Raw genomic sequence first — 16,996 nt, 5'->3', positions numbered from 1 at the left:
GCTTTCGATCCTGATCCTGACGGTTGATCCATTGATGTTCCGATCCGCCCGGACGGAACCCGACTAGGGAATTCAGCGATATCGCGATCGCAAGCGTCCCGACTTTTCTGAGAGTGTTCCGTGACGGCTCGCCCGCGATGCGATGAAGCGGTTGGTGGCCGTCGGCGTCGCGCAGGGATTCATGGACGGAAGCACGATTCGGATCAAAGCGCCCAATATTAAATCTTCTTCACAACCGATGGCGACGCGTGCTTGTGCAAGGGAAACGCGAATTCCATGGAGTCGCCTGAGAAGTCACCAGGATGTTTCGTTTTCAGGACGGCGGTCGGCTCGACCGGGTCGAGGACGACCTGATAGCCGCGAGATCCGTCCACTGGTATCTTGCAGTTTTGGACCTATCGCCCGGACGCGACCGACAATCCGGCTGGGGACGATGAACCAGATCATCAGCATGTCTGGCGGCGATAACGCCCGCGGATCGAACCAAGAGGAGGTGCATGTTGACGTATCGGGTCCGGGTCTTGCCGTTCACCATCGGAGTCAGCTTTTGGATCGCGTGCCTCGCGCCGGGCGTCTCGGCTTCGGCCGCGCCGGCGTCGAAGCCGAACATCATCATCGTCATGCCGGACGACGTCGGTTACGGCGACTTCTCGTGCCTGGGCAACCCGATCATCCACACGCCGAACATCGACGCCTTCCAGAAGCAGAGCGTCCGGTTCACGAACTTCCACGTCAGCCCGACCTGCGCCCCGACCCGCGCCGCGCTTTTAACGGGGCGGCATGAGTTCAAGTCGGGGGTGACGCATACGATCGCCGAGCGCGAGCGGCTGAGCCTGAAGGCGACGACCTTCGCCCAGGTGCTCAAGGCCGACGGCTACACGACCGGGATCTTCGGCAAGTGGCACCTGGGCGACGAGCAGGCGTATCAACCCGAGCGCCGGGGGTTCGACGAGACGTTCGTCCATGGAGCCGGTGGGATCGGCCAGAGCTACCCGGGAAGTTGCGGCGACGCCCCCGGCAACACCTACTTCAGCCCGGCGATCCGCCACAACGGCGTCTTCGAGAAGACCGACGGCTACTGCACCGACGTGTTCTTCAACCAGGCCCTCACGTGGATCGACGCCAAGCGCAAGGCCGACGCGCCGTTCTTCGCCTTCATCACCCCCAACGCGGCGCACACGCCCTTGCAATGCCCGGCCGACTACGCCAAACGCCACGCCGGCGAGGTCCCCGAGAACGTCGCCCGGTTCTACGGCATGATTGAGAACATCGACGACAACTTCGGCCGGCTGACGGCGGCCCTGAAGCAGTGGGGACTCGAACGCGACACCCTCGTCATCTTCATGACCGACAACGGCGGGACGATCGGCGTCCCGATCTTCAACGCCGGCATGCGCGGCGCGAAGGTGACGCCCTACGAGGGCGGTATCCGCGTCCCGGCGTTCTGGCGATGGCCCGCGGCGATCGAAGGGGGCCGCGACGTCTCGGCCCTGACCGCCCACATCGACGTCTTTCCCACGATCGCCGAAGTCGTCGGCGCCGACCTCTCCCCCGAAGCGCGCCGGCAAGTCGAAGGCCGAAGCCTCGTCCCGTTCTTCAAGGATCAAAAAATCGACTGGCCCAACCGGACGCTCGTGGCCCACGTCGGCCGCTGGGAGCGCGGCAAGGTCGAGTCGTTCAAGTACGTCGGCGTGTCGATCCGTGACGACCGTTACGCCCTCGTCAACAACGCCGAGCTGTACGACCTTCAAACCGACCCCGGTCAGAAGACCGACGTCGCCGCCGCCCACCCCGACGTCCTCGCCCGGCTCCGTAAGGCTTACGAAGCCTGGTGGCTGGACGTCCTCCCCCGCCTCGAAAACGAAGACGCGGTCGGCCCCAAGGTCAACCCGTACAAAGAATGGTACGAGAAGCAGTTTGGTGAAGGTGCGTCGGCGGCTCCCAAGAGCTAGCACGATCTGAGCTGCGCCCCATTTTCACCTGTCCAAGCTGGGATCAGCGACGGGCTGCCTGCGTCGTCCCGTGCTCAAGACTTGTGGGCCGTCCCAGGGCTCGGAGGAGTCGGAATTGGGCCCGGTTGTAGGCGAGGACGGCGTCCAGGTAGTCGGTCCGCGCCTGGGCGAAGGCCTGGATGGGCTGAAGGACCTCGATGGGACGAGTCGCCCCCGGGAGGCCTGCTCCTCGGCGGATGTTCGTCAAGTTCAGTGAGAGCGACGCCTGGGCTTCGGGCAGGGCTCGACTCGCGGCTTCCATTCGCCGCGACGCCGCGATCCGCTGCTTCTCGGCCCCGACGACCTCGGCCGCGACACGGTCCTGGATCTTCAAGAGTTGGAGATTCGCCGTGCGTTGCTGGGCCGCCCGCTGCTTGGCGATGGCTTGGTCGGCGAATCCCAGGTTCTGGAGTTCCCAGTAGAGATTCACGTCGGCGTCGCTCCGGGAACTGAAATCGCCGAAGAAACCGTTGGCGCCGCCGCCGAACCCGCCGCCCGAGTAGCGGAAGGCGAGGCTCGGGATGAACGGCCTGAGCTTCGCTTGCTTGAGGCGGATGATGGTCGCCTGGACGAGCGCCTGAGCCTCGACGAGCTCCGGCCGGCTTCTCAAGCCCGTGATGACCAGATCGTCCACCGAACAGCCGTCGGGGACGATCCGGAGCACCATCTCGGGGGGCTCGATCGGCGCGACGACCAGGCGTGGATCGAGCCTCGTGCGACGGACGAGTTCGGCCGATGCGGTCTCAAGCTCCCCCACGGCGAGTTCGACGTTCTTCCGCTGTCGGTCCCGCTCGGCGAGGCTGCGTCGCGAGTCGGCTTCGAGGCCCGCTCCGCTCCGCGCATAGGAGGCGGTGAGGCTCGCCAGACTCTCGGCGTTCGCCGCGGCTTCGCGGGCGATGGCGAGCCGGCCAGCCGCTTGCTGAAGGTCCATATAGGATTCCGCGACGCCGAGCAGGGCGTCGTTCGTCGCGGTCTGGATCGTAGCTTTGCGGGCTTCAACGACCTGGCTTGCCGAGAGAGGCTCGAAGATGGCGTCCGAGAATCGGAGGATGGAGGTGAGCCCCGAGACCTGGGCGGGACCGCCGGCCGGCACCGGGCCGGAGACGCTCGATCCGGCGGCGGCCGTGCCGCCGAGGAACAACGAACTCTTACTGATGGTTTCGACTTTCCCCTCGACGGTCTGAGCCTGGCCGTCGTGTCGAATCCAGTTCGGTCCGATGTAGATGCTCGGAAGCCACAACACGCGAGCCTGTTGCAATGCGGCGAGCGCCTCGAACACCTGTTCGCGGGCGATGGCGATGTCGAGGTCGCGCGCCCCCGCGAGGCGAAGGGCGCCGGGAAGGTCGATCGGCAGGATCTCCTGCTCCGGCACAAGGGGGGCACCCAGAGTGGAGTCGGAAGACGTCGCCAGGGCTGCGGGCTCGGCCGGCGTCGGTTCGTCGGGAAGGGGCTGCGGGAGCGCATCCGAATCGGAGGGCGCTGCAGGCCGCGCCGGCTCCGCAGGCCGAGCGCCCCGGGGCGCGGCTTGCGGCTGGGCGGCGCCGAGCATGAGAGCCACGGCCGCCGGCCCAATGAGCCAGGTCTTCCTGGTCAGCGTCCTGAAGTTCATCAGGCCCTCCTTGGCCTCGCGGTTTCGGACTTACTCTATGTGTCGTTCTTGCCGGTCCGACGACATGAGCCGGTCGCGCCAAGGAAGACGGCCGCGGGCTCGATTTTGCGGGTTGGGTCAACTCTTCGTCCTGGAAGGCCCCTCCTGGGGCTTGCTTGTCTCGACGGCTTGGCCGTCGGCGAGCGACGCGGCGTTCGCTTCGACGATTTGCTCGCCGTCCTCCACGCCCGAGAGCACCTCCGTGCGTTTGCCGTCGCTCAGGCCGACCTTGATTTCCTTTCGATGCGCCCGGTCGCCCGAGACGGCCACGCAGAACGACTTCTCCCCGTCCTTGACGATGGCCGTCGACGGCAAGGTCAACGCGTTCTTGTGTTCCTCGGCGACGATCGTCGCGTAGGCGTAGAGCCCCGGACGAAGGGCGTCGTCTGGGTTCGGGAGGTCGATTTCGGTCAGGAGGGTCCGCGTCGATGATTCGAGCGCCCACGCGGTCCTCGTCACCTTGCCCTCGAACGTCCGGCCGTCGAGGGCGAGCACGTGAACACGCGCGGCATCTCCAGCGTTTACGAAGGGGGCTTCCGCCTCGGGGACGCCGACCGAGATCGTGACGACGTCGGAGCGGGCGACGATGAAGAGCGGTTCGCCCGTGGCGCCCGGCGTCGTCAACCGGCCGGTGTCGACCTGCCGGCGAATGACGACGCCGTCGTAGGGGGCCTCGATCTTCGTGTAGCTCTCCATCGCCTCGGCCCGCTCAGCGTCGAAGCGGGCGACTTCGATGTGGGCGATCGCCGTTTGAACATCCGAGCGCGCCTTAGCGAGAACGGCCCTGGCCTCGGCGAGCGCGGCTTCCGCAAATTTGACCTGAGCCCGCACCTCCTCCTGAGTCGCCTCGGCCGCCTTGAGCTTGTTCCTGGTCTCGTCGAGAAGACTCCCGGTCTGCGCTCGCTCGCGAACCAACTGGTCGATGCGAGCGAACTCCGACCGCCATCGGGCGACGTCCGCGTCGGACCTCCGGATGCCGGCCTGAATCTCCGTGACCTTCGCCTCGGCGCTCGCGACCCCCGCCCGGGAAACCTCGACCGTCGCCTCGGCCTGCTTCTTCTCGGCCTGGGCCTGATCGATCATCGCCCGCTTCTGCTTCAGGTCCGCCTCGATTTCCGGGACCCGAAGCTCGGCCATCACCTGGCCCTTCTTCACGCGGTCGCCGATATCGACGACGACGGCCCGAACGTAGCCGGCGAGCTTCGCGTGGATGGCCGTAACCTCGAACGCCTCGATCTGGCCCGGCTGCTCGCTCGTCCGCCGGATGGTCGTCCGCGCCGGGGCGACCGTCGCGACTCGGGCGACCGCCTGGGCGCCGGCCGTCGCCGATTTCACGGCCGCCTCGCCGGTCGGCTTCCCGCAGCCCGCGATCAGTAGGACGAGCGCGCCGAGGGCGGCGAGACGCGCCGAGACTGGAACGGTCGGCCCGGCCGGATGATCGAAGTAGCGGCTCTCGGGATCGTCCGGGTCGACGGACGCGGAGTGCCGGCCGGTCCACCCCTGGACGATCGCGAACACGGAAGGGAGGACGACGAGCGTGGCCATGGTCGCGGCGACGAGCCCCCCGATGACGGCCCGGCCGAGCGGCGCAGTCTGCTCGCCCCCTTCGCCCCAGCCGAGGGCGATCGGGACCATGCCGGCCGTCATGGCGCAGCTCGTCATGAGGATGGGCCGCAGGCGCCCCTTCGCGCCGAAGACCGCCGCCTCGGTCGCCTCGGCGGAGTCCTCTCGCCGTCTCCGCTCTGCGAAAGTCACGAGCAAGATGGCGTTCGCGACCGCCACGCCGATCGCCATGATCGCCCCCATGAACGACTGTATGTTGATCGTCGTCCTGGTGAGCCACAACGCGACGACCACCCCGCAGACCACCGCGGGCGCGGTCGAGACGGCGACCAGGGCGAGCCGCACCGATTGAAAATTCGCGGTCAGCAGCAGCAGGATGACCACGATGGACATCGCAAGGCCGGCTGAGAGCCCGGTGAGCATTTCTCGCATCGGCACGATCTGTCCCCGGATGTCGACGCTGACGCCCTTGGGCGGGGTTCCCGCTCGTTCGATGGCCTCGGAGACGCGGCTTGCGGCTCTCCCCAGGTCCTCGCCCGCGATGTTGGCGGTGAGGCTGATGGACCGCTTCATATTATAGCGGTCGAATTCTCCGGGCATCGTTCCCCGACTCACCTTGGCCACGTCTCGAAGCAGGAGCGAGGGTCCTCCCGATCGCTGGATGGGAATCGTTTCGACCTGTTTCACCGAATCCATGAGGGCGATGGGGATTTCGACCTGGACTTGATAGCCGATGCCGGACTTCGGATCGGGCCAGTAATTCGGGACCACGAAGCGGCTGGACGACGTGGCCGTAACCAGCGATCGAGCGACCTCCTCCGCCGTGACCCCGCTGACCCCGGCGCGCTCGCGGTCGATCTCGACCCCCACGGTCGGGTAGTCGAGGGTCTGAGCGTACTGGAGGTCGCGGAGCGACGGAACCTTGGCGAGTTCATCCTTGACCTTCCCTGCAAAGGCCCGGTCGTCCGCGAAATTCGGTCCGCTCACAGCAACTTCGACGGGCGTCGGCGAGCCGAAGCTCATGACGTCGCTGACAATGTCCGCCGGCTCGAACGAGAACTGTACGTTCGGCATCTGGGCGGTGAGCTGTTCGCGAAGTCGCCCTTTCAGGGCCTCGACGTCGATCTTCGCTTCCTCGTGGAGCGCGACCCTCAGGAGCACTTCCTCGGGCCCTCCGGTCCACTGGTAGATCGCATTGATCGGGTAGCTCGACGGGATCAGGCCGACGTAGCCGACTGAAATCTCGACCGCATGTTCGCCGGCTTGGTTTCTCACGGCCTCAAGGGCCGCCTTGGCGATCTGTTCGGTCTTCTCGATCCTCGTCCCGGCGGGTGCCTTGATCCGAAGCTGAAACCGTCCGGAATCGACCCGTGGGAAAATCTCCAGGCCAAGCTGCCGTCCAACGCCGTAAGCGACGACCAACACCGCGGCGAGGTAGCCGGGGACGACGAACCATCGAAGTCGAACGGTCCATTCGAGACCTCGACCGTAGGAATCGCGGAAGCCGTCGAACAGCGACCGCCTCGGGGCTCGTCCTTCGGGCTGACCATGGTGTCTGAGAAGCCACGCCGAGAGAACCGGGACGAAGGTGCTGGAGAGCAGGTAAGACGAGACCATCGCGAAGCCGACGGCGAGCGACATCGGGACGAAAAGGGCTTGCGCCGCCCCCTGCATGAAGAACGAAGGGATGAAGACGGCGAGGATGCAGAGCATCGCGAGCAGCCTCGGCACGGCCGTGTCGAGGTTCCCCTGGCGAACCGCGCGCGGGATGTTCTCCGTGTGCTCCATCTTGGCGTGGATGTTCTCGATCTCGACAGTCGCCTCATCGACCAGAATGCCGATGGCGAGCGCGAGACCGCCGAGCGTCATCAAGTTCAGGGTCTGGCCAGTGAGCCACAGGGCGACGACAGCCCCGCAGAGGGCGAACGGGATGTTCAGGACGACCACGACGACGCTCCGCCAGTCGCGGAGGAAGACGAGCACCATGAGCCCGGTGAGCACGGCCCCCAACGCCCCTTCGGTGGCGAGGCTCGCTATCGCGTTCGTCACGGTCGGCGACTGGTCGAACTCGAAGCCGACCTTGATGTCGTCGGGGAGGACGGCCTGCATCGAAGGGATCGCCGCCTTGACGTTCTTCACGACCGAAAGCGTGGATGCGTCCGCCCGTTTGGTCACCAGGATGTAGACCGCCCGGCGTCCGTTCACGAGGGCGTATCCGGTCGTGACGTCGGTCGAGTCCTGCACGGTCGCGACGTCGCGAAGGTAGACGGTCGGGTTCGCGCCCGGTCGGATGGGGATGGTCTTGAGGTCGTCCACCTGCTTGACGAGCGAGTTGATCGGGACGATGGGCATCTCGTCGCCGATCCGAACGTTCCCCGACGGGCTGATCGCGTTCCCGGAGGCGAGGGCCTTGATCACCTCGTCGGGCGACATCTTGTACGAGCGGAGCCGGTCCGGGTCGACGCGGACGACGACGGTCCGCTGGCTGCCGCCGAACGGCGGCGGCGCGGAGACGCCGGGGAGGCCCGCGAACATCGGCCGGACCTTGAAGAGGGCCTGGTCCTGGATCTCGCCGATGCTCTTCGTCTCGCTGGAGAGCACGAGATAGCCGACCGGGACGCTCCCCGCGTCGAACCGGGTGATGAACGGCGAGACCGTCCCCGGCGGCATGAAGGCGCGCGACCGCGTGACGTAACCGATGGTCTCGGCCATCGCCTGGGCCATGTTGGTGCCGGGGTGGAAGAAGAGCTTCATCAGGGCCATGCCCTGGATGTTCTTCGATTCGACGTGGTGGATGCCACCGATGTAGAGGAAATGATATTCGTAATAGTTCGTGAGCAGCCCCTCCATCTGGGCCGGGTCCATCCCGCCATAGGGCTGGCAGACGTACACGACCGGGAGGTTCAGGTTCGGGAAGACGTCGATCGGCATCCGCATGAGTGCGAGGCCGCTCCCGAGCGCCACGGCGACGACGAGCACCATCACGGTGAGCGGCCGCCTCATGGCGAAGACGATCGGGTTCATGGTCTCAGGTCCCTTCGATGCGAGTCATGAGGGCATCGACCTGGAAACGCTCTGGCGAGCGTCCGTGCGAGCCGGGTCGGATGAGCGGCGATCCGGAGGACCGGCGCGCCATGCCCCCCTTCTGAATGCAGCCCGTGCGACTTCGACTAAGGCCGGAGTCGGTGATGCGAGTTCCACCGGCGGTCGCAGAGGAGGATCGCGAGCATCGTCTTGGCGTCGGAGATTCGGCCGTCGTGTACCATCGCGAGGGCCTCGGTCCAGGGGACGATCCGGGTTTCCAGGCGCTCGTCGGGCTGGAGATCGGTCGGACCGGGGGTCAGACCTTCGCACAAGTACAAGAACATACGTTCGCTCATCACGCCGGGCGAGACGTGCCAGGAGCGCAGGAAGGTGATCTTGCCCGCGCGGAAACCGGTCTCTTCGGCCAACTCGCGGGGGGCGGTCTGGTCCGGGGTCTCGCCCTCGTCGATCGTGCCGGCGGGGACTTCCAGCAGGGTCTCGCCGACGGCGTGGCGGTGGTTGGTCACCAGGCAGACGTGGTCGGCGTCGACCATCGGCACCAGGGCCACCGCGCCGCGATGGACGACGACCTCGCGCTCGGCGATCTCACCGTCGGCCAGGCGGACGGGTTGGAGGGCCAGGTCGATCTTGAGACCGCGGTAGATGACGCGACGAGGAGGGAGCGGTGATTCGAGGTCGGACACGGCGGGGCGGCTCCTCTCGGCGGGACGGTCATTCAAGAGGCGTTGGGCCTCGCCTTGCCCGTGTCGCGGATCGTGAGTACGGGGCAGGGGGCCTCGCGGACGATCCGCTCGGCAACCGACCCGAGCAGGACGTGGCTCAGCCCCGAGCGGCCGTGGGTGGCGATCACGACGAGGTCGATTTTCTGCTCGGACGCATAATCGACGATCGCCTCGGCGGCCGTCCCCCAGCGGACGGCCGTCGTAACGGTTCGGGGCTTGCCCCACGACGGGTCGAGAACCGTTTCGAGCGACTTCGCGGCCCGGTCCTCGTCTTCCTGATAGAACTGGGGAGGCATGACCGGCATCAAGAGCGGGTCGGGGCCGGTCGGGACGATCTCGGAGAGGACGTGCAGAATGTACAGGTCCGCGCCAAGCCGCTCCGCCAGGTCGCAGGCATAGCGGAGGGCTTGTTGGGCGTGGGTGCTGAAGTCGGTGGGAGCTAGGATGCGCTCGATGTCGATCATACGAGGGTGTCTTCTCCGTCGAGGGTCACGAACGTTCGCCGTGGACCAGCTCGTGGAATCGTTTCAGCAGCTCTTTCGTGATCGGGCCGGGACTGCCCGTGCCCAACGGGCGGCCGTCGCACTCGACGACCGGGATCACCTCGGCCGCCGTGCCGGTCAAGAAGCACTCGTCGGCCGTATAGACGTCGTAGCGATCCATCGTCCGCTCGACCACCTTGTAGCCCGCCTCGCACGCCAGCTCGATGACCGCATCCCGGGTGATCCCTTCGAGGATTCCCGAGTCGATCGACGGGGTGTGGATCTCGCCCTTCCGAACGATGAAGATGTTGTCGCCCGTACACTCGGCGACGTCGCCCTTGTGGTTCAGCATCAGGGCTTCGAGGCAGCCGGCGTTGGCCCCCTCCATCTTCGCCAGGATGTTGTTCAGGTAGTTGAGCGACTTGACCCGGGGATTCACCGTGTTCGGATGGCTCCGGATCGTAGCGGCGGTGATAATCTTCAGGCCGTGCTCGTACAGCTCCTCGGGGTAGAGGCTGATGGCGTCGGTGATAATGATGACCTGGGGATCGGTGGTCTTTCGGGGGTCGAGACCGAGGCTCCCCGCGCCTCGGGTGACGACAACGCGGATGTAGGCGTTCGTCAGCTTATTGTGGGCAAGCGTGTCGGTGATGGCGGCGGCCATCGCGTCCCGTGTCATGGGGATCTGCAGATGGATGGCAACGGCCGAATCGTAGAGGCGGTCGACGTGCTGCTTGAGCCGAAAGACGCGGCCCGAGTAGGCGCGGATGCCCTCGAAGACGCCGTCGCCGTAAAGCAGGCCGTGGTCGAAGACGCTGACCTTGGCCTCGGATTTTTCGTAAAGTTTTCCGCCGATATAGACTTTGGGGCTCATGGGACCCTCCCGCTCCCTTACGCTGCGTCGGGACCGCGAGCCCACGCACCTCGGATCGCCTATGGACTCAAACGAGCGCGGGAACCCATTCCTCGATTCGCCCTTCCGCAAGCCGAACGACCCGGTCGGCCTGGTTGGCGATCTGCTGATCATGCGTGACTAGCATCATAGTCAAGCCACGCTCCCGGTTCAAGTCGCGGAGCAGTTCAAGAACCCCGTGACCGGTGGTGGAGTCGAGGTTTCCGGTCGGTTCGTCGGCCAGCAAGACCGACGGCCGCCCCACGAGCGCCCGGGCGATCGCCGCGCGCTGCATCTCGCCGCCCGAAAGCTCGGACGGGTAGTGCGTCAGCCGGTGTCCCAGGCCCACGCGCTCAAGCAGCTCGGTCGCGTCGCGGCGGATCTGCTTTCGGTGCTTCCAGTAAGCGAAAAGTCCATGGCTGATGAAATGGGGCGCCATGACGTTTTCGAGGGCCGTCAGCTCGGGCAGCAGGTGATAGAACTGGAAGATGAAGCCGAACGTCCGGTTGCGGAGGGCGTCGCGCTCGCGCTCGGGGCAGGCGTCGATCCGCTTGCCGTCGAGGACCACCCCGCCGGCGTCGGGCGCGTCGAGCAGGCCGAGGATGTGGAGCAGGGTGCTCTTCCCCGACCCGCTGGCGCCGATCACCGCGACCATCTCGCCGTGACCGACCTCGAAGTCGACGCCCCGCAGCACGGGAACCTCGATCTTGCCCTTCCGGTAGCTCCTGCACAGCCCGAACGCCGCGATATGAGTCGTCATCGTTCTTGCCTTCCGAAGATAAGATCCGTGCGTGAGTCGGGGCGAGCCGTCGTCGCCCCGCGCGGGTTTCACCGTCCGAGATCCGATCACTCACTCGAACCGAAGCGCCTTGACCGGGTGCATCTTCGCCGCGCGCTGGGCCGGCCAGATGCTGGCGACCACCGCGATGAACAAGGCCCCCAGGACGATCGCAACCACCGTGCGCGGCTCGACGAGCGTCGGTATCCGGTCGAAGTAGTAGACCGAGTCGTCGAACACCTTATGCTTGAGCACGTAACTGAGGAGCTTCTCGATCTCGTTGATATAACGAACGAACAGGAGCCCGCCGACCATCCCCACGCCGCTGCCGACCGCCCCCAGCAACAGGCCGTAGCCCAGGAAGATATTGCGGATTCCGGACGTCGACGCCCCGAGCGCCTTGAGGATGCCGATGTCGCGGGTCTTCTCGACCACGATCATCGAGAAGATCGCCAGGATGCCGAAGCCCGCCACCGCGATGATCATGAACAGCAGGATGTTGAGGATGCTCTGCTCGATCGCCACCGCCGCCAGTAGCGGCCCTTGCTTCTGCTCCCAAGTCGAGACCCGGAAGTACATCGGCCGCAGGCTTTCGAGGGCGAGCCCGATCTTGTCGGCGAGCTTGTCGATGTCGACCCCCGGCTGGACCTTGATCTGGATCTGGTTGACAGCGCCCCGGCCCTCGGGGTCGACCAGCAGGCGGGTCTGTTGCAACTGTTCGAGCGGTACGTAGACGTGAGTCGAGTCGTACTCGCTCATACCGCTCTTGAAATAGCCGACGACCGTGAACACGTCGTTGCCCGCCTCAGGCGTCTTGCCGTGCTTGGGGAAGAACAGTCCGATCTTCGTCCCGGGAGGGGCGAGGTAGAAGTCGGGCAACCCTTTCCCTCGATGGTACGTGCCGATCGCGTAGCCGATGATCGCGCCGTGCTTGGGCATCTGCTCGATCATCTGCTGCCTGAGATACTCCTCGGTCGCCCGATCAAAATCGGACTTTTCGGCCCCGGTCTCGGCCTCCACCTCCTTCAGCCGCATTCCCGCCGGCGACTGGGCACGCAGCGCCTCGGGGACTTCGAAGGAGGGTGGAATCTGGTTGCCCTTGTCGTCGAACAGAAACTCGGCGAAATCGCCCGTTTTCGCCCGTTGCTCCGGATTGACGCCGATGATCTGCACCGGGTGAGTCTGCGACTCGCTGCCGATGCGGAACTTGAGGATTCCGGGGGTCTCCATCGTCGGGGCCATCGCCGCGATATCGTCCTTGGCCAGATCGATGATCCGGGCCATGACCTCGTCGCTGTTGGTGAACCCTTCCAGCGAATTCGATTCGACGATGACGTCGGCGAGGACGCCGTGCAGACGGTCGCGCATCTTGTCGGCGAAACCGGCCATGACCGAGTTGACCACGATCATCGTCGCCACGCCGAGCGTCACGCTGATGATGCTCGCCAACGCGATGTACCGAGTGCGGAGATACCGCCAGCAAAGCAGGTACTTGTACACGAGGCCACTCCTTCCCTGGAACCAGCCTGGGTCCGGCGAGCCTCGCTCGCCTATTGACGATTACTTATGCGATCAGATCTCGGATTCGTCCTCGACGTCCACCGCTCCCGCCTGGGAGACTTGCGGGCGCATGAGCGGAAACAGGACGACGTCGCGGATGCTCGCCTTGTTCAGCAAGAGCATGCAGAGCCGGTCCATGCCGACTCCGAGCCCGCCGGCCGGCGGCATCGCGTGCTTGAGCGCCCTCACGAAGTCGTCGTCCATCTTGGCCATCGACTCCTCCGCGGCCATGCCCGCGAGCTGGCTGCGGAAGAGGGTCTCTTGAAGCACCGGGTCGTTGAGTTCGGTGTAGGCGTTGGCCAGCTCGATGCCGTCGACGAACAGCTCGAACCGCTCGGCGACCTCGGGGTTCGACGCCTTCCGCTTGGTAAGCGGGCAGATCGCCGCCGGGTAGTCGATCACGAACACCGGGCCGACGAGGTTGTCTTCGACGAGGGCCTCGAACAGCTCGCTGATCACGACGTCGCGGTCCTTGCCGACCGTGGCGATCCCCGCCCGTTCGGCCCGCGCCTTGACCGCGTCGAAGTCGCCGGGGTCGACCTCGGCGTACTCGCGGAGCAGGTCGTGGTAGGTCCGTCGCGGCCAGGGGGCCCTGAAATCGACCGTCTTCTCGCCCCAGGGACGCTGATACCCGCCGCCGATCGCCTCGATCGCGCCGCAGATCAACGCCTCGGTCAAATCCATCATCGAGTGATAGTCGCCGTAGGCCTGGTAGGCCTCCATCATCGTGAATTCGGGGTTGTGCTTGGGGCTGATCCCCTCGTTCCGATAGACACGGCCGATCTCGAAGACCCGCTCCATGCCGCCGACCAGGAGCCGCTTCAGGTACAACTCGGGGGCGATACGCAGGAACAGGTCGATGTCGAGGGCATTATGATGGGTAGTGAACGGCCGTGCCGCCGCCCCGCCGGCGATCGACTGCATCGTGGGGGTCTCGACCTCGATGAACCCACGTTCCTCCATCACCTTGCGGAACGTCCGGATGATCTTCGACCGGGCAAGGAACGTCTGGAGCGACTCGGGGTTGGCGAACAGGTCGACGTACCGCCGGCGATACCGCATCTCCTGGTCGGTCAGCCCGTGCCACTTCTCGGGAGGGGGCGTCAGGCTCTTGCCCAGGAACGTCAACTCCGTCGCAAACACGGTCAACTCGCCGGTCTTGGTGTAGCCGAGCGTGCCGTCGACGCCGATCAGGTCGCCGAGGTCGAGTTCGTCGACCAAGCTCCAGCTCTGTTCACCGACCTGCTTCTTGCCGATGAAGACCTGGATGCGCTCGGTCCAGTCGCGGACTTCGAGGAAGACGACCTTGCCCTGCCCGCGCCGGAGCATGATCCGCCCGGCGATCCGGACGGCGGGACCGGGTTCCGGCGTCTCGCCCTCTTGAGGTTTGGCGACATCCAGAGCGCGGACGTCGGCGATCGCCCGGTGGTCGTCGAACCGCTGGCCCCAGGGGTCGATCCCCAGCCCGGCGATTCGCTTCAACTTCTCGGCTCGCACCGCTTCCAGACTATCGCGCGACTCTTCGGCCATCTCGACGCCTTAACCCTTCACTTTTTTTCAACTTCGGGAAACTTGAGGGAAATTGTAGTCAACCGGCCGATTGGGTCAACGGCAACCGCCGACCCGACAGGAGTCGACCAAAGGCCACGTGCCCCGACCATCGTTGGTCGCGGAAATTGGGTTCGTTTGCTCAGAAAAGCAGCCTCCTCCGCACCACCCAGCCTGCCCCAAAACCCCTCCGAGCCCCCACCAACGTCCTCATTGCATCCGGCCGAACCACGGCCGCGATTGGGTTCCTTCGCCGGTGCCATCCACCCTCGAAGTCACACCTAAGTCCTTTATCTACAAAGTGTTCTAGGCGAAACAAAATTTGGCTTCGTTTGGCCAGAACTTGGAAAATTCTCGCTCGGAGCGTCCCCGTTCCACCTCGGCGAACCAGGGTCAGCCGGCCTTGCCGGCCGAATTGGGTTCGATCGCGCATTTCTTTACATGGCGGCCGAACCACGTGGAACCTCGCATCCCCTCGAACCAAACGGAGAATCGCCAAAGTCCCGAGCGTGCGTCGGCCGTCCCTATCCTTATAGTGTACGACCGTTTTCGAGTCTTGAACGAGGCGAGGGGTCGTTGTCGAACAATGTCCAACTCGAAATGTGGAGTCGAAACGCCGGGCCGAAGAAATTCATCCATCCACCGCGGAGAATGCAGAGTGGAAGGGGTGAGGAATTGAGAAGGAGACCAACTGCAACCGCGCACCCACTCATTCGCCAACACTGCCGCTGACGGCGAGCCGTCGTTGCCTGCCCCGCTTCATTGTGCCTTCCCTATGACGTCGAGCCATCCACGCTCGCGATCGGTCCATGGCCGAGTCGACGAAGGAAGGACCAGACGGTCACGATCCCAAGCAGTCCGGCCGCGACAGCCCAGGAAAGAAGCAGTCTTCCGATCCCGGTCTGGAGAAATGGCGGACCATACGCCGCCGTCATGACTTCGAGTTCATCCAGGTCCGTCGGGCCGAGCTTGTTGACGTCAAGGCTCCTGACTTCGCCCATCGGGAGTTTCGTCTTGAGCCCGAGCACGCTCCAGTCCGGAGGAACGGAGAGCACGAAATCGGCGTCGGTAGGCGGCGATTGCCCCAGGTCATCGGATTTCCAATCGAACACTCGAACGCCCGGCTCGTCGATCTTCCATCGCAGCACTTTCAGCCCATGCGCATGGTCGAGGTACCGGACATGCGTCGCGACCATGCCGCCGGGGCATGACTTGAAGTCGGAGAGGATCGCACGACGATCTTCGCTTCCCAGCACGAGCTTAGGGTCTTTGAGGGAACGCCGTTCGACTCGCTCCTCGATCTTCTCGATGACCGGAGGGTCGGGCGTCATCCAGAAGACGACCCGCCGATTCTGCGTCTCTGAGAAATCCGTCTCCTTGATTCGCCCCTGCTGCTGAATCTCGCAGAGAACCTCGACATGATCCGGATCCAGCTTCTGAATCCGCGTGATCGGGAGAGATCCGAACGGCTGCCCGGCATCCTCCCTTATAGGTGCGAGAGGGAGAACGGAGGCGGTCGTCATGAGGCCGGCCAGCAGCATCCGACCTTCCGATTCTCCTCGACGCATGACAAGGACGGACTTGGCCTCTTCCCCGAGGATTTCGCTGCGTCTCAGCAACCGCCGCACCTCGATGGAACCGTTCGTGGCCTCTTCCACGGGTTCGAGCGTGATGTCGAATTTGGTGGGACCGTATTGATAGCCCGGCGGCCCGAATTCGACGAGGCACCGCATTCTTGCGGCGATTTTCTGGAATTCACCTCGCGCCTCCCATCGGGAGTAGGCGCTCCCCAGCTTCGGATCGTACTCGCCTTTCTCCGCCTGCTCCATCGAGTTCGCCATCTCCGATCGCAGTCGAAAGCGACAACCAAACGAAACCTGCTCCGCCCATCGACGACTGCTCTCGCGGAGCATCTCCGGGGTCGGAGAACTCGCGGGCGACTCTCCCAGCAGGAGCAAGGCGATCAAGATCGATTGCATCGGCGGCCCTTTCGCGTCGAGGCTGATCACAAACGACTGTTTCCCAGGCCGTGGACGGTCTGGACGATCGGTATAACGCACACGAGCACGAGAAAACCACCGAAGAGAACGACGACGACGACCGCGGCCCAGTTCCATCTGAGCGCGCTCGAAGCGCCGAGCCTCGTCTCCTTGACCCATAGCACGGCGCATCCGAGGACCGCGACGAGTTGAGGCAGCCAGGGCGACACGGAAATCACGAGTTGCGAGGCCTTAGTTCCCGGCGCGTTGTAACAGCCCATCAGCCCGTCGCAAAGGCACGCCATGAGCGGAATCATGAACACGAATGCGCTAATAAGTAAAGCCAGGGCCGCCCCAAGCGCAAAACGACTCCGGCAAACCAAATCGTATTCATATCGTGTTCTCATGATGGTTCAAGCCCGCAAGCCCCACTCCATCGAGCGGCCACGACGCGCGTAAGACGACAACTGTAAAACACACATTAGGCAAGCCCGGATTCGCGGTCAAGACTGGGCTGAAGATCGTTTCCACTCGGCGGGCAGGGCGCCAACAGGGGGAGCTTGGCGGTCGGCTCAGGGACGATTTAACCAGCCCGAAGCGCCAGCGAGTGAATCGATTCTAAAGCCGGCCGGAAATTCACTCGCTGGCGCTTCGGGCTGGTATTTGGCTGGCCTTGTGCGACGGGCCAAATGGAAACCGCGCCAGGGCCCCGCCGTCTTCGTCAGGCGGCCAGGCGACGTGGACCGCCGAATTGCGCCGTGCTCTCATCACGATCGGCGGTTCGAGCG

At 64.8% G+C, this 16,996-nt stretch carries 11 protein-coding genes; 1 reads left to right on the top strand and 10 read right to left on the bottom strand.

Going from position 1 to position 16,996, the window contains the following annotated elements; all coding sequences use genetic code 11:
- The first annotated feature begins 497 nt into the window (after positions 1 to 497).
- Entirely contained in the window at positions 498 to 1,952 is a 1,455-nt protein-coding gene (locus tag BSF38_RS05860) for an arylsulfatase (protein WP_076343888.1), read from the top strand.
- A gap of 43 nt (positions 1,953 to 1,995) precedes the next feature.
- Here the strand turns inward: BSF38_RS05860 and BSF38_RS05855 are convergent, their stop codons facing one another.
- From BSF38_RS05855 to BSF38_RS05810, 10 genes are all read right to left on the bottom strand, one after another.
- Positions 1,996 to 3,600, bottom strand: a complete 1,605-nt coding sequence (locus BSF38_RS05855; protein WP_076343886.1) for a TolC family protein — start codon at positions 3,598 to 3,600, stop codon at positions 1,996 to 1,998.
- Between the two features lie 117 nt (positions 3,601 to 3,717).
- Positions 3,718 to 8,226, bottom strand: a complete 4,509-nt coding sequence (locus BSF38_RS05850; RefSeq protein WP_076343884.1) for an efflux RND transporter permease subunit — start codon at positions 8,224 to 8,226, stop codon at positions 3,718 to 3,720.
- A 146-nt stretch (positions 8,227 to 8,372) separates the two neighbouring features.
- Positions 8,373 to 8,930, bottom strand: a complete 558-nt coding sequence (locus tag BSF38_RS05845) for an NUDIX hydrolase (protein WP_076350621.1) — start codon at positions 8,928 to 8,930, stop codon at positions 8,373 to 8,375.
- A gap of 32 nt (positions 8,931 to 8,962) precedes the next feature.
- Complete coding sequence (locus BSF38_RS05840; protein ID WP_076343882.1) at positions 8,963 to 9,433, bottom strand: universal stress protein; 471 nt, start codon at positions 9,431 to 9,433, stop codon at positions 8,963 to 8,965.
- Between the two features lie 25 nt (positions 9,434 to 9,458).
- The gene (gene ilvE, locus BSF38_RS05835) at positions 9,459 to 10,325 is read right to left on the bottom strand and encodes a branched-chain-amino-acid transaminase (RefSeq protein ID WP_076343880.1); all 867 of its coding nucleotides are present in this window, start codon (positions 10,323 to 10,325) and stop codon (positions 9,459 to 9,461) included.
- Between the two features lie 67 nt (positions 10,326 to 10,392).
- Complete coding sequence (locus tag BSF38_RS05830; RefSeq protein WP_076350620.1) at positions 10,393 to 11,103, bottom strand: ABC transporter ATP-binding protein; 711 nt, start codon at positions 11,101 to 11,103, stop codon at positions 10,393 to 10,395.
- A gap of 90 nt (positions 11,104 to 11,193) precedes the next feature.
- Positions 11,194 to 12,621 carry an ABC transporter permease gene (locus tag BSF38_RS05825; protein ID WP_076343878.1) on the bottom strand — a complete coding sequence of 476 codons (1,428 nt, stop codon included), beginning with the start codon at positions 12,619 to 12,621 and terminating at the stop codon, positions 11,194 to 11,196.
- Between the two features lie 72 nt (positions 12,622 to 12,693).
- Positions 12,694 to 14,211 (bottom strand): lysine--tRNA ligase, encoded by a 1,518-nt coding sequence (lysS, locus tag BSF38_RS05820; RefSeq protein ID WP_076343876.1) that lies wholly within the window; start codon positions 14,209 to 14,211, stop codon positions 12,694 to 12,696.
- A 791-nt stretch (positions 14,212 to 15,002) separates the two neighbouring features.
- On the bottom strand, positions 15,003 to 16,208 hold the full coding sequence (locus BSF38_RS05815) for a hypothetical protein (protein WP_145951989.1): 1,206 nt from the start codon (positions 16,206 to 16,208) through the stop codon (positions 15,003 to 15,005).
- A 26-nt stretch (positions 16,209 to 16,234) separates the two neighbouring features.
- Positions 16,235 to 16,513, bottom strand: coding sequence for a hypothetical protein (locus BSF38_RS05810; RefSeq protein ID WP_145951988.1), 279 nt, complete (start codon positions 16,511 to 16,513; stop codon positions 16,235 to 16,237).
- Between the last annotated feature and the right edge of the window lie 483 nt (positions 16,514 to 16,996).

Origin of the sequence: Paludisphaera borealis (assembly GCF_001956985.1) — a bacterium.
Lineage (GTDB): Bacteria > Planctomycetota > Planctomycetia > Isosphaerales > Isosphaeraceae > Paludisphaera > Paludisphaera borealis.
The sequence above is the reverse complement of the archived record's forward strand: the minus strand, read 5'-3'. Positions and strand labels throughout refer to the sequence as shown.